The organism is Phenylobacterium sp., assembly GCF_004297125.1.
Taxonomy (GTDB): domain Bacteria; phylum Pseudomonadota; class Alphaproteobacteria; order Caulobacterales; family Caulobacteraceae; genus Phenylobacterium.
In genome coordinates this window covers 217,290-230,506 of record NZ_SCVD01000021.1, presented here as the reverse complement: position 1 = coordinate 230,506, position 13,217 = coordinate 217,290, and the positions used below count along the sequence as shown (strand labels likewise).

At 69.3% G+C, this 13,217-nt stretch carries 8 protein-coding genes; 2 read left to right on the top strand and 6 right to left on the bottom strand.

From position 1 onward, the window contains the following. Positions 1-54 precede the first annotated feature (54 nt). Positions 55-3,072: a TonB-dependent receptor plug domain-containing protein gene (locus EPO51_RS14130; RefSeq protein WP_293351568.1), complete on the bottom strand. Its 3,018-nt coding sequence runs from the start codon at positions 3,070-3,072 to the stop codon at positions 55-57. Positions 3,073-3,575: 503 nt separating this feature from the next. On the opposite strand from EPO51_RS14130, the gene EPO51_RS14125 reads away from it, so the two are divergent. Continuing rightward, complete coding sequence (locus tag EPO51_RS14125) at positions 3,576-4,352, top strand: response regulator transcription factor (protein ID WP_293351566.1); 777 nt, start codon at positions 3,576-3,578, stop codon at positions 4,350-4,352. 7 nt (positions 4,353-4,359) lie between these two features. On the opposite strand, the gene EPO51_RS14120 is transcribed toward EPO51_RS14125, so the two are convergent. From EPO51_RS14120 to EPO51_RS14105, 4 genes are all read right to left on the bottom strand, one after another. Beyond that, positions 4,360-5,421 carry a DJ-1/PfpI family protein gene (locus EPO51_RS14120; RefSeq protein WP_293351564.1) on the bottom strand — a complete coding sequence of 354 codons (1,062 nt, stop codon included), beginning with the start codon at positions 5,419-5,421 and terminating at the stop codon, positions 4,360-4,362. Positions 5,422-5,521: 100 nt separating this feature from the next. Then, positions 5,522-8,017, bottom strand: a complete 2,496-nt coding sequence (locus EPO51_RS14115) for a zinc-dependent metalloprotease (RefSeq protein WP_293351562.1) — start codon at positions 8,015-8,017, stop codon at positions 5,522-5,524. Positions 8,018-8,044: 27 nt separating this feature from the next. After that, a complete protein-coding gene (locus tag EPO51_RS14110; protein ID WP_293351560.1) occupies positions 8,045-9,349 on the bottom strand; it encodes an MFS transporter in 1,305 nt (434 codons plus the stop codon). Between the two features lie 6 nt (positions 9,350-9,355). Next, positions 9,356-10,120, bottom strand: a complete 765-nt coding sequence (locus EPO51_RS14105) for an SDR family NAD(P)-dependent oxidoreductase (protein WP_293351558.1) — start codon at positions 10,118-10,120, stop codon at positions 9,356-9,358. A 343-nt stretch (positions 10,121-10,463) separates the two neighbouring features. Between EPO51_RS14105 and EPO51_RS14100 the strand changes: the two genes are divergently transcribed. Beyond that, a complete protein-coding gene (locus EPO51_RS14100; RefSeq protein ID WP_293351556.1) occupies positions 10,464-11,384 on the top strand; it encodes a LysR family transcriptional regulator in 921 nt (306 codons plus the stop codon). 38 nt (positions 11,385-11,422) lie between these two features. On the opposite strand, the gene ggt is transcribed toward EPO51_RS14100, so the two are convergent. After that, the gene (ggt, locus tag EPO51_RS14095) at positions 11,423-13,183 is read right to left on the bottom strand and encodes a gamma-glutamyltransferase (RefSeq protein WP_293351554.1); all 1,761 of its coding nucleotides are present in this window, start codon (positions 13,181-13,183) and stop codon (positions 11,423-11,425) included. Positions 13,184-13,217: the final 34 nt, after the last annotated feature.

The following is a 13,217-nucleotide window of genomic DNA, read 5'->3' as shown; positions in this document are numbered from 1 at the left end:
AAAGGGGCCCCTGCTCGCGCAGGGGCCCCAGGCCTCAGGACGTGAGGTCCTTTCCTAGAAGTCCGCGGTCAGGCCCACGAACAGGTAGCGGCCGAAGGAATCGTAGACCTGCGGCCAGGTGTTCCCCGAGCAGGAGCCCGTGGGGCAGTTCGAGGCGCCGGTCAGCGGCGGATCCTTGTCGAAGATGTTGTTCACGCCGGCGCGGAAGTTGAGGTTGTCGCGCATCGTCCACGACGCCGTGAGGTCGAAGTAGTCGCGCGACTTCAGCACCCGGTCGCTCTCGTACTGGATTCCCGGGTTGTTCAGCTGCGGGTGGTCGTCGAAGGCGTCCAGCTTCACCTTGTCGAAGTGGCGCCATTGCAGCGAGACGGTGACGTCCTTGAACCACTCGCCGTAGGTCAGCGGCGTCGCCCAGCTCAGGCGGGCCTTGTGGCGCCATTTCGGGTTCGGGGCGGTGAAGCCCGACGAGACCGAGCAGATCGTGCCGTAGAGACCGGCGCAATCGAAGGCGTCGTCGCCCGGCAGGGCCTGCGCCTCCAGCTTGTCGAGGTAGGTGCCAACGAAGTTGAAGGACATGGAGCCCAGGCCCTGATCGTCAAGGTTCAGGCGGTAGCCGGCGTTGAAATCCAAGCCCGAGGTGCGGATCGAGCCGATGTTCACCGTCTGGTCGTCCACGAAGCCCTGGTTCGACAGCCAGATCGAACCTTCGGCGTCCCGATGCACCAGCGAGCAGAAACTGGCGTCCGACTGGCCGACGCAGCGGTTGATGATCACGTCCGCGCCGATGTTCGAGATGTAGTCCTTCACCTTGATATCGAACCAGTCGACCGAGGCGTTGAACCCGGGCAGGAACGACGGCTGCCACACCAGGCCCAGGGTGTAGGTGTCGCTGGTCTCCGGCTCCAGGTTCGTGTTCCCGGCGAAGCGGCCGTTGTACTGGGCCGCCGGGTTGGCCTCGATGGCCAGCACCTGTGCGGTGGTCAGGTTGAACAGCGAGGCGCAGCGCGCGACCAGCGGGTCGGCGGCGGCGAGGCCGGCGCAGGGGTCCTGCGTACCGTCCAGGGCGACGTTCTGCGGGCTGAACAGCTCGAGGATGTGCGGGGCGCGGACGGCGCGGTTGTAGCCGCCACGGATGCGGACGCCATCGACGGGCTCCCAGTCGCCGGCCAGCTTGTAGGTCTCCGTCGTGCCGATCGAGGTGTAGTCGGAGTAGCGGAAGGCCGTCTCGAAGGTCAGCGACTTGGCGAAGGGCATGTCCTGCAGGATCGGGACCCGCGCCTCGGCGAACACTTCATAGACGTCGAACGAGCCGTTGACCGGCGGGTTCGCGCCGCCCGCGCCGTTCAGCTGGCCGGAGGCGGCCACGAAGTCGGCGGCGTAGTCCATGGTCTCGCGGCGGTATTCCGCGCCGATCGAGATGCCGACGCCGGTGTCGGCCCACGGAGTCTTCACGCCGTACTCGGTGAGGTCGCCACCGATGTTGAAGCTGACCACGCGCTCGAACAGGTTACCGTTCTGGGTGGAGGGGGTTTCGAGGTAGTTCAACGCCGCCTGGGTCACGCCGCCCAGCTGCATGATGTTGTAGGGCACGCAGGCCAGGTCGGTGCCGTTGACCACGGATTGGCAGGTCGGGACGCCATTCACCGAGACGACGTTCAAGGCGTTGTTGATGGCGCCGGTGCGGAAGAAGCCTGTCTGCACCTGGCCGAACGACACGCGGCCGTACTGCATCGCGAAGTCGTAGTTCCAGTTGTCGTTCAGGTCGCCGCGGACGCCGACGACGTAGCGGTACTGCTGGTGCTGGGTCGTGCCCTGGCGACCACCGCCTTCGACGTTCCGGCGCGCGATGGTGCCGGTGAAGGTGCCCGCCGGGTTGGTGGCGCAGGTGCCGCCGCCCGACGCCGCCGTGGCGGCCAGCAGGCCGCGTTGCTGGGCCGACAGGAACGGGTTGGCGCAGTTGACCGAGAAGGTGCCGGCGAAGATGCCGCCCGCCGCGATCTGGTAGGTGGACGTGTCGTCCATGAACATCACGTCCATGTAGGCCGTCGCCCAGTCGTTGATCTCGTAGTTGGCGAAGGCGCCCAGCACGTAGCGGTCGTCAGGGCGCTGGTAGTAGTTCTGCGGGCCGAAGTTGAACACGTCGCGGGCGGCCACGCGCGGCCGGAAGGTGTTCCCCGGGCCCGTGATGTCGACGATGTTCGCGCCGAAGCGGGCCGGGAACGCGGTGCCCGAGCCGCCGCAGCCGGCGGCCGCGAAGCTGTCGCCCGAGTTCAGCGTACAGGCCGAGAAGTCGCGGTTGCCCTGGAAGATCGGTTCGACGTGGCGATAGCCGGCATAGGCCGTGACGTTGCCCTTCCCGTCCGGCGAGTTCACGCCGAGGATCAGGGTGACCTGCGAGCTCTCGCCGTCGCGCACGTTGTCCTTCGGCAGGCGGAAGAACTCGGGGCTGGCCGCGGTGGCCGCCCGGGCGCTTACGATGTCGGCTATCGGGCTGCTGTTGTCGTGCTGGTAGATCCCGTACTGGGCGTCGACCCGCACGCCTTCGAAGTTGCGCGACATGATGAAGTTGACGACGCCGGCCACGGCGTCGGCGCCGTAAACGGCCGAGGCGCCGCCCGTCAGCACGTCGACGCGCTCGATCAGGGCCGTCGGGATGAAGTTGAGATCTGGGGCGAGCGAGCCGCCCAGGGTGTTCGGCGTGCCGGGCATCAGGCGGCGGCCGTCGATCAGGACCTGGGTCCGCGTGGCGCCCAGGCCGCGAAGGCTCACGGTCGCCGTACCGGTCGAACCGTTGGACAGGGCCGAGCCCTGGGCGGCGAAGGCCTGGGGCAGGCTGTTGATCATGTCTTCGACCCGGGTCACGCCCGTGGCCTTGATTTCAGCGGCGCTCACCGCGGTCACCGGGCTGACGCTTTCCAGGTTCGGCGAGGGGATCCGGGTGCCGGTCACCACCACTTCGGAGACTTCATCGCCGGCCGTCTGGGCGGCGGCAGGGGTCGCAAGGCCCAGCAGGGCCACCCCACAGATCATCGACGACGCCAGAAGGCGCTCACGCGTGCTCTTGATATTCAAGGTCTAAGTCCTCCAGCGGCCGGCGACTCGTCGAGCCTCGGCCGAACCCCACATGAAAGCCGGCCCCCAACGCGGCCGGAGGTTCCGACCGCGCGCCCGAGCGCCGCTGGAGAAAAACTATTGTCGCGTGCAGCGGCTCTTTACTGAATTTATCTTATGCGAAGCATGAATACGCTTCATGTGACGGTAGCGCGCGGATGCGGAACACCTCACGTGGAGTTCAGATAATACACGTAAAAACAGCATGATAGCTTCAGTCCAGCCGCCGACCGGGAGTCGCACGATGGTTACGTCGGGATCGAGTTCGGCCAAGTCATTCGTGGAAGAATGTTGCAAAAAGAAAACAGCTATTGACCATCGTTACAATTGTCACAGCCAGGTGACACATGAAGTCGTTTCATGTGAAGTATGACGAGAAGTCGTCATCAAAATCCAACTGTCCGGGCTAAGGTGCTGGTGCGCCGGGGACCGACCCGGAGGTTTGGCCCGGGACAGAAGCCATCATGACTGCAGTCGCCTTCGAATTCGCCGCCGGTGGCGTTCCGGCGCGGGCCGCCGTCGCGCAAGGATCGCCCCGCGTGCTGTGGATCGACGCCGACGGGGGCTCCATCGAGCCGGGCCTCGACATGCTGCGCCGCCATGGCTTCGAGGTGGAGCGCGCCGATTCCGCCGCCGAAGCCCAACCCACGCTGGACGCGCGCGGCTGCGACCTGGTGATCCTGGAGACCGCCCTGCCCGACGCCGACGGCCTGGCGCTGTGCCGCAAGCTGTCCGAGGCCGAGAGCGCGCCGGTCCTTGTGGTCGCCCGCGCGGCGGACACCCTGGACCGGGTCGCCGGCCTGGAGTTCGGCGCGGACGACGTCCTGCCCAAGACCACCCATCCGCTGGAGCTGCTGGCCAAGGTGCGCGCCCTGCTGCGCCGCGCCGCACGCCAGGCGCGCCACACCGCCCAGGCTGTACTCGAGACCTGGCGGTTCGACGCCGAGCTCGGCTACGTCACCGCACCGTCGGGCCGCACGGTGCGCCTCAGCCCCGCCGACGCCGCCCTGCTGCGCGCGCTCGTGGCGCGTCCCGGCGAGGTGTTGCGCCGCGACGCCCTCATCGCCCTGTTGCACGGCGACGGCGCGGCGGCGGGCGGGCGCTCCATCGACGCCCGCGTCGCGCGCCTGCGACGCACGCTGTCGGCCTGCGACGGGGCCGGCGAGATGATCAAGACCCTGCGCGGCGGCGGCTACCTCTTCCAGGCCCAGGTCACGTCCCGGAGCGGGATGGTGGCGTAGTCGCGGCCTACCAGGCGCTCACCGCGCCGTAGGGGTGCTCGAACTGCAAGGCCACGAACCGTGCCGTGGAGCCGCCGTAGGCGCCGCGGATCTGGTCGAACGTGGCCGCCATGACCTCCGCGTGCGGCAAGGCGACCTGACGGTCGAACCGCCCCGGCAGGGTGCGGCCGCGATAGAGGACGAGACCGTGGCGCGTGACCACGCTGGCGGGACCCACGGCCCAGGCCGTCGAGCGATAGGTGCGCGACCAGGCGTCCATCGCGGTTCCGAAGGCGAGCTCGTCCAGGCCCTGGGCGAGCGGCACGGCCACGTCCTCATGGCTCCAGAACGCCATCCGATTGCCGACGACGAGACCGGCGCCCCGGGCGGTGAGGCGGAAATCGTCGCCCCGATGGCGCTGGTCCGGCAGGGGCAAGGCCAGGCGCCGGGCGGTGTCCCGCATCACGGTGTCGCCGGCGAGCCGCCGCAGGAGGTCGAGGGTCGCCGGCTCGCCGGCGCTGATGCCGGCCGTGGTGGTGATCGGCCCGTCCACGACCCAGCGCAGATCGTGCCGCCATTTCACCTTCGGATATTGCTGTGTGAGCTTCGCGCGACTGTACCAATGAACCGTCGCCTGGCGACCGTCGAGCAGGCCGGCGACCGCCAGCACCTTCGCGCCATTGCAGATGGACATGATCCGCGCGCCGCCGCGGGCCTGCGCCCGCAGCCAGGCAGAGCGCGCCGGATCGTCCACGACTTCGAGCGCCGGGACGATCACCACGTCAGGGCCGGCAGGCCGGGCCCGCGCCAGCTGGGCCAGGGTCATCTGGGGCGCCACCCAAGCGACGCCCGGCGTGAGGCGCACGGGCGCGGCCGTCGCCGACGCCACCTTCACCTCCACCGCGCCGCTCTCGGCCAGGATGGCGTAGGGGGCGAGCAGGTCAGTGGCCACCGTTCCGTCGGCGTCGGCTAGGATCACCACCAGCGGCCTGGCCCCCGCGACGCCGCCCATGATGAACAGGGCCGCGAGGCCGGCCAAGGCGCGGCCGATAGCGGCGGGGAGGACGGCGGCGACCGTCAGTCGAGACATAGCGGGCTCGCTGGATTGACCGCCGAGACCTAACCCCCGCACCCGCCGGCCGGAATGACAAACTTCCCACGAATCTTGCCAGCGACGCCGAAGCCGCCCGCTAGTCCTCGGCGAGGGGCAGCGGCGAGCAGAACCAGCAATCCTCGCCGATCGGACTGCCCGGCGGGGTCCTGGGCGCGGGCGCGGCCTCCGAGGCGAAGCGGGCCAGGGCCTCGCGGTCCGACTTGGCGAGCAACTCGGCCAGGAAGCGATTGTAGGCGACCGTCTCGGGTGGTCCGCCGGTGGTGTCGAGGGACCCGCCGAAACCCTTCAAGGCCTGTTGGACCAGGCCCGCGACGGTCGGCGACAGGCTCTTCTCGCCCAGCACGTCGGCCAGGTCCCCGATCAGCCGGGCCTGCTGCCGCCGCCGGATCTCGGCCGCGCGCGGCGTGTCGCCGGGCTGGACGCGGACCGCGCCGAACAGCGTCGACAGCAGCTCGTCGACGCCGAGCTGGCCGGCGTCCCGGCGATGCTGTTCCAGCACCCGATTGAGGCGGGGCGCCTCGACGAGCTGGCGCAGGATCATGTCCGAAGCCGCCGTCGCCGCGCCCACCGGATCGAAGACGGGTCCGCCCAGGGTGTCGAACAGCTCGATCTCGAACTGCCGGTCGGGGGTGCCCGACTGGGCCTGGGACAGCAGGCCGACCAGCTCGTCGGGGGTGTCGAGCAGCTGTGGATCGAGCGTCGCGGTGAGGGCGGCCAGCGCCTTGCGCTGGGCAGCGGGCGCGATGGCCCGCGCCGCCTCCTGCCCCCCGCCGTTGACCGCATAGGCATAGTCGACGCCGCCGACCTGCTTCACCACCGCGTCCACCTGATACCGGTGGAAAAGGTAGACCGGCACGAACACCCGGCGCAGGTCGGCCACGGGGGCCCCCTTGGCGATGTTGTGCAGGCCGAAGCGCCGCAGCGCGATCCGGCGGACGGCCAGCACGTTGCGCAGCTCGTCGATGGGGTCGGCGCCGTTGTCCCACTGGGTGCTGTCGGGGTGCTCGTCGTCGGCGATGAACCGCATGCCCTGGGCGGCCGGCTCGCGCGCGATCTTGTCGAGGGCGGCCGCTTCGTCCGTCCCGGGCGGGAACTGGGCGTAGAGCCAGCGGACGGAGAACTTGTCCCAGGCGCCCGCCCCGCGGACGTAGGCGTCGGAGAAGTCCAGCCTGTCGCCCCTCGTGCGGATCAGGGGCGCGGGGTAGTCCATGGCCGAGGCGCGTCCGGCGAAAGTGCTGCCCGCGAAGTTGTGCGAGAAGCCCAGCGCGTGTCCGGTCTCGTGCATGCCGAGCTGGCGGATCCGCTGCAGTGCGATCTGCACCGGGTCGTCGGGGCCGCCGCGGCCTGTCTGCTCGGCGCCCAGCAGGCCTTCGAAGATCAGCCGATCCTGACGGATGCGCAGCGATCCCAGCTGGACCACGCCACGCACGATCTCCCCGGTGCGGGGATCGACGATCGTCTGGCCGGTCGACCACCCGCGCGTCTGGCGATGGATCCAGTTGATGACGTTGTAACGGGCGTCCATGGGGTCGGCGCCTTCCGGCAGGACCTCCACCCGGAAGGCGTCGATGAAGCCGGCGGCGTCGAAGGCCTGGCCCCACCAGTTGGCGCCTTCCACCAGCGCACTGCGGATCGGCTCCGGCGCCGCGCGGTCCACGTAGAAGACGATGGGTTTCTTGACCCGGGAGCGGGGGGACGAGGGATCGACCTTTTCCAGGCGGAAGCGGCGGGCCAGGCGGTACACGACCGGCGCGTCCAGCGGAGCGGCGTAGTCGTTCACCAGCACCTGGACCGAGGTCCCGGTCCGCGGGTCGTGCCGACGCGGCGTGAAGCCGGAACCGGGCAGCTTCACGAAGCTGTGGTGGACCGTGAGCGTCACGGACCTGGGGTCGGGCGCGACGGCCCGCACCTCGGCGCCCGGGTCGTCGGAGGTGAAGGTCTGCACCGCCTCGAACTCCAGGTTCTCGGGGAAGACGCCGACCCGGGTCGCGTCGGCGTAGGTCAGGGCCGGAGCGGCGCGAAAGGTCCCCTGCCGCCGGGCCTTGAGGCGTCCGGCGATGTCTAGGGTGTCCTGGGTCAGGAAGCTGGTGAGGTCGATGAGCACCGAGCCGTCGGGCCCCTCGGCGGCCACGTCGGCCGACCAGAGGTTGGACACGGCGAAGGAATCCCGGACGGCCTTGGCCGCGCCGGCGCCGCCGCCCTCGGCCCGGAAGCCGTAGTTCTCGGCCTGCAGGATCACCTTGCGGCCGGCCCGCCGGAACACCACCACCAGCGCCCGGCCCATCTCCGCGCGATCGAGGCCCACGGGCGTCGAGCCGAGGCCCGTGGCCAGACTGGCCTGGTAGATGAAGCGGCCCGAAACCCCCTCGGCGTCAGGCGGCGGCAACCGCAGCTGGATGCGGTTGGTCTTGCGGTCGACGAAGGTCCGCAGCAGGCCTTCGCGGGGCTCGGAGGCCGCCGTGGCCTTCGTCCAGTCGTCGCCCGGCGCGGCGCCGGCCGCCGCGGGTCCGGCCGCCAGGGCTCCGATCAGCAGGGCGAGGCCCACGGCCCGGCCTATCGTGTTCAACGCCATGTGACCTCGCTTCAAGATGGATGCGCCTCAGCTCGCCGGGGCCAGGCGGGGCCGCGGCCAGCAGAGGACCGCGAGGCTCGCCAGGGCGCAGGCCACGACATAGAAGCTGGGGGCGATCGGCGAGCCGCTCTCGCGCACCAGCACGGTGGAGATGAAGGGCGCGAACCCGCCGAAGATCATCACGGCCCCGTTGTAGCCCACCGACAGCGCGGTGTAGCGCACCGTGGTCGGGAACAGGTCGCACAGGACCGTCGGCGCGGCGCCATTGTAAAGGCCGTAGAGGATGCCGGCGACGACGGCGACGCCAGCCAGGACCGCGAAGGACGGGGCGCTCGCCAGCAGCATGAACAGCGGGATGCTCAGCAGGGCGAACCCTGCCGCCGAGATCACCATGGGGATGCGGCCCCACCGGTCCGACGCCAGGCCCGAAAGCGGCACCACGACCACATTGGCCAGCGAGGCGCAGATCGTACCCGACAGGGCCACGAGAGGCGCCATGCCGAGCGACTGCGTGGCGAAGGTCGGCAGGAAGGTGATGAAGACGTAGCTGGACACCGTCCAGATCATCGTGAGGCCGAAGCAGGTCAGCACGGCCTTGCGGTGGACCGTCAGCGCCATCCGCAGCGGGGCGGTGGGGATGCGCTTCTCCCGCGCGCTTTGCATGTATTCGGGGGATTCCTCGACGCGCGAGCGTAGGTAGTAGCCGATCGGGGCCAGGATGAAGCCCACCAGGAACGGCAGTCGCCAGCCCCAGGCTTCGAGGTCCGGCGTCGACAGCACGGAGTTCAGGAGCAGAGCCGAGCCGATGGACATGATCTGGGCCAGGCCCGTGCTGACCTGCTGCAGGCTGCCGTAGAATCCACGGCGCCCGGGCGGCGCATGCTCGACGAGGAAGGTCGTGGCGCCGCCCCACTCGCCCCCGGTCGAGAACCCCTGCAGCAGGCGGCAGACGACCAGCAGGACCGGGGCCCACAGGCCGATCGCGGCGTAGCTGGGCACGAGGCCGGTGAAGCCGGTCGCGACCGCCATCAGGGTGATGGTCAGGGCCAGGGCCGATTTCCGGCCGTGGCGGTCGCCATAGCTGCCGAGCACCATGGCGCCTATGGGCCGCATCAGGAATCCGACGCCGTAGGTGGCGAAGCTGGCCAGGACGGAGACCACCGGGTCTACCGAGGGGAAGATCGCCTTGCCGATCTGCACCGCGAAGTAGCCGTACACGCCGAAGTCGAAGAGCTCGAACAGGTTGCCGAGCAGGCAGGCCACGATGGCGCGCCGACGCGTGGCCCGGCTCAGGGGCGGTGTCGGCTCGGCGAGCGGCGTGGGCAAGGTCATCTCGGCCTAGACCTGGAACTGGAACCCGTCGATTACGAAGTCCTGGCCGGTGATGAAGCAGGGTTCGGACGCCGCGAGAAAGCGCACCAGTTCGGCGACGTCGCTCGGCGTGCCGACCCGGCCGAGTGCGATGCCGTCCCGCGCGATCTGGTCGCCCCGTTCGCGGATGACGCTGTTGCCGTTGACCTCGGTCTTGATCAGCCCGGGGCAGATCGCGTTGACCAGGATGTTCGGCCCGAGCTCCTTGGCGAGCGCCCGGGTCATGCCGAGGATGCCGGCCTTGGCGGCGGCGTAGGCGAAGCGGCTGACGGCGGCGGTCACCCCGCCGGAATGCGCGTTGAGCGACGACATGCTGATGATCCGGCCCCCGCCCTGCACCTGCATGACCGGCGCGACGGCGTGAATATAGTTGAAGCAGCTCTTCAGGTTGATCGCTAGAGTGGTGTCGAATTCCGCCTCCGCGATCTCGAAGATGCCCTTCGGCTGCGGTCGGCCGGCGTTGTTGACCAGGACGTCCAGCCGGCCGAACGCGGCCATCGCCAGGTCCACGACCTGATGGGCGCGCGCGAAGTCGCTGACGTCCGCCGCGTAGCGTTCCACCCGCCGGCCGAGCCCTTCGATCTCCGCGGCGGTGGCGGCCATCTCGGGTTCGAGCAGATCCACCAGCACCAGGTCGAACCCCGCCTCGGCCAGCGCCAGCGCGCAACCGCGTCCGATGCCGCGCGCGCCTCCGGTCACCAGCGCAACCCGCGCCCCCTCCTCCGCCGCCATACTCCGCCCCGATTTCGAATTCTGATTACAGGGGCATGGCGGATTTTTACAGTGTTCGCAACCAACTATTCTTTATACGTCGATGATTAGATTGGCTTTTGTCCGTCACAAGTTACACTGATGATTGTTGAACTGTCGGCCACGGCTTCGAATCCGTCGCTGAAGGCCGCCGCGATCGGCCCGAGTGACCCTGTCCCGATACGTCTGATTTTTGGGCGCCCTGAGCACCCAAAGCCGTCGGCAGCCTCCCCTCATCACCGTTCCGCCAGGTGAACGATGTTCTACTTGATGAACGCGGATCGATATGACTACGCTGTGACGTCGGGTACTCGAGGGGTTTGTCGTGACTCTTGAGCAATTGAGAATTTTCGTCTGCGTCGCCGAGCGTCTGAACATGACGCGGGCCGCGGAGGTGCTGCACATCACCCAGTCGGGGGTCAGCGCCTCGATCGGCGCGCTCGAGGGCGCCTATGGCACGCCGCTGTTCGACCGGGTCGGGCGGCGCATCGAGCTGTCCGTGGCGGGCCAGGCGTTCCTGGTCGAGGCCGAGAAGGTCCTCAGCCAGGTCCGGACCGCCCAGCGCACCCTGTCCGACCTCAGCGATCTGCGGCGCGGGACAGTCTCGATCTGCGCCAGCCAGACCATCGGCAACTACTGGCTGCCCCAGCTGATCGCCGACTTCCATGAACGCTTCCCCCACCTGGGTATCGAGCTGCAGATCAGCAACACCGCCGGCGTCGGCCGCAAGGTGCTGGATGGCGACGCCGAGCTGGGCTTCGTCGAGGGAAAGTACGCCGACGCGGCCCTGACCGGCTGGGACCTGGACGGCGATCGCATGAGCGTCTTCGTGCCGCCCGGCCATCCCTGGGCGAGCCGCCGGCCCAGCCCGGAGGCCCTGTTGCACGGGGGGTGGGTGCTGCGCGAGGAGGGGTCCGGGACCCGCTCCGAGTTCATCGGCGCGCTCAGGGCGATGGGTCTCGACACCCGGGACCTGGACATCCGGCTGGAGCTGCCGACCAACGAGGCCGTGCGCTCGGCCGTATTGGCCGGCGCGGGTCCCGGCGCGCTCTCCGACCTCGTCGTGCGCGACGCCGTCCAGTCTGGCCGCCTGGTCCGGGCGCCTGTCGACCTGCCGCGCCGGGCGTTCCGGATGTTCCACCATTCGGAGCGGAAGCTGAGCCGCGCGGCGGAGATGTTCCTGAACTCCCTTCCGGCGCCGCGCCGTGCGGACACGCCGGACCTGCGCCTGGTGGCCAACGCCTGAGCGCGGGAGGCGGCGTCCGCGCGCGGCTCCCGGACCCGTCAGAACTGGCGCACGCCCACGGCCGCGGCGTCGGGCCGGCGCGTGTCGGCCGCGCCGTACATGACTCCGTCCGGCCCGATCATGATCGACTGGGTGCTGCCGATGATCTGCGAGCGTTCGACCTTGTGCCCCTTGGCCTGCAGCCCGGCGACGAGGTCCTGGGGGATGGATTCCTCAAGCTGCAGGGGTCCGTCCACGCCGGCCTGGTAGACGCGCGGCCGCTGCGCGGCCTCGGCGACGTTCAGCTTGTAGTCGATCAGGTTGCTCAGCATCTGGACCATGGTCCCCAGGATCGTCCCGCCGCCCGGCGTGCCGGTGGCCACCCACGGCTTGTCGTCCTTGAACACGATGATCGGCGAGATGGTCGACTGGGCGCGCTTGCCGGGCTCGATGCGGTTGCCGAGGCTGTTCGGCCGGGGGTTCCAATCGAAGTTGCCCAGCGAGTTGTTGAGCAGGAAGCCGGTGCCGGGCGCGACCACGTGGGCCCCGAACGAGGCGGTGAGGGTGTAGGTGTTGGACACCACGTTCCCGTTCTTGTCGGCGACCGAGAAGTGGGTGGTGTCCGGGCTCTCGTAGGGATGCGGGTCGAGCGAGGGCAGCGACTTGCTGTCCAGCGACTTGTCCATCGAGATCAGCTTGGCCCGTTCCTGGGCGAAGGCCTTGCTGGCGATCCCCACCGCCGGCGTCTTCCATTGCGGGCCGCCGCCGGAGTAGCGGCGGTCGACCGTGACGATCTTCAGCGCCTCGGCGATGAGGTGCATGGTGGCGACGTTGCCCTGCCCCAGCTCGCCCATAGGGAACTGCTCGAGGATGTTCATCGCCTCGGCGACGCTCGAGGCGGCGGACGTCGGCGGCATGTAGGCGATCTTGTAGCCGCGATAGTCGGACCAGATCGGCTCCAGGACGTTGGCGCGATAGGCCGCCAGGTCGTCCTTGGTGATGATCCCGCCGCCGGCCTTGACGCCGGCCACGATCCGCTCGGCCACCGGCCCCTTGTAGAAGCCATCTGCGCCCCGGGCCTGGATATGCTTCAGGGTCCAGACCAGGTCCGGGTTCTTGAAGCGGTCGCCGGGCCTGTAAGGCGAACCGTCCTTCTTGAAGTAGACCTTGAGCGCGCCGCCGGGGTCCTTCGACATCGCGGACTTGCGCTGGGCCAGCGCCGTGGCCTCGTCGTCGCTCATGACGACGCCCTTGGCGGCGAGGTCGATGGTCGGCTGGACCAGCTTCGCCCATGGCAGCTTGCCGAACCGCTTGTGCGCTTCGTAGAGGCCGGCCACGGTGCCCGGCACGGTGACGCCCTTGAACGACTGCACCTTGTCGGCCGAGACCTTGTTGTCGGGGCCTAGCAGGAAGTCCGGAGTCACCCCCATCGGCGCCTGGCCGTAGTACTCGATGGCGACCGTCTTCCTGGTGGCGGCGTCGTAGACCAGCATGTAGCCGCCACCCCCCAGGTTCCCCGCCCGTGGCAGGGTCAGGGTTTCGGCGATCCCCACCGCCACCGCAGCGTCCACGGCGTTGCCGCCCTTGGCCAGGATATCGGCGCCGATGCGGGCGGCGATCTTGTTCTGCGCCACCACCATCCCCTCGCGGCCGATCACCGGATGGTGGATCGAGCGGTAGCCGATCAGGTCGCCGCCGGTCTGCGCCAGGGCCTGTGGCGGCGTCTCCTCCTGGGCCCAGGCCTGCGGGCCGACGGCGAACGACAGCGCCAGGACGCTGGCGAGGGCGACGTTCAAGACACCGCGGACGGCCTTACTCATGACTGCTTCCCGAAAAAGAAGACCCCTCCCGCGC

What these genes read in the sequence shown, in the direction of transcription:
- EPO51_RS14125 (WP_293351566.1), top strand. Translation starts at nt 3,576, where the DNA reads ATGACTGCAGTCGCCTTCGAATTCGCCGCCGGTGGCGTTCCGGCGCGG.
- EPO51_RS14120 (WP_293351564.1), bottom strand. Translation starts at nt 5,421, where the DNA reads ATGTCTCGACTGACGGTCGCCGCCGTCCTCCCCGCCGCTATCGGCCGC.
- EPO51_RS14115 (WP_293351562.1), bottom strand. Translation starts at nt 8,017, where the DNA reads ATGGCGTTGAACACGATAGGCCGGGCCGTGGGCCTCGCCCTGCTGATC.
- EPO51_RS14110 (WP_293351560.1), bottom strand. Translation starts at nt 9,349, where the DNA reads ATGACCTTGCCCACGCCGCTCGCCGAGCCGACACCGCCCCTGAGCCGG.
- EPO51_RS14105 (WP_293351558.1), bottom strand. Translation starts at nt 10,120, where the DNA reads ATGGCGGCGGAGGAGGGGGCGCGGGTTGCGCTGGTGACCGGAGGCGCG.
- ggt (WP_293351554.1), bottom strand. Translation starts at nt 13,183, where the DNA reads ATGAGTAAGGCCGTCCGCGGTGTCTTGAACGTCGCCCTCGCCAGCGTC.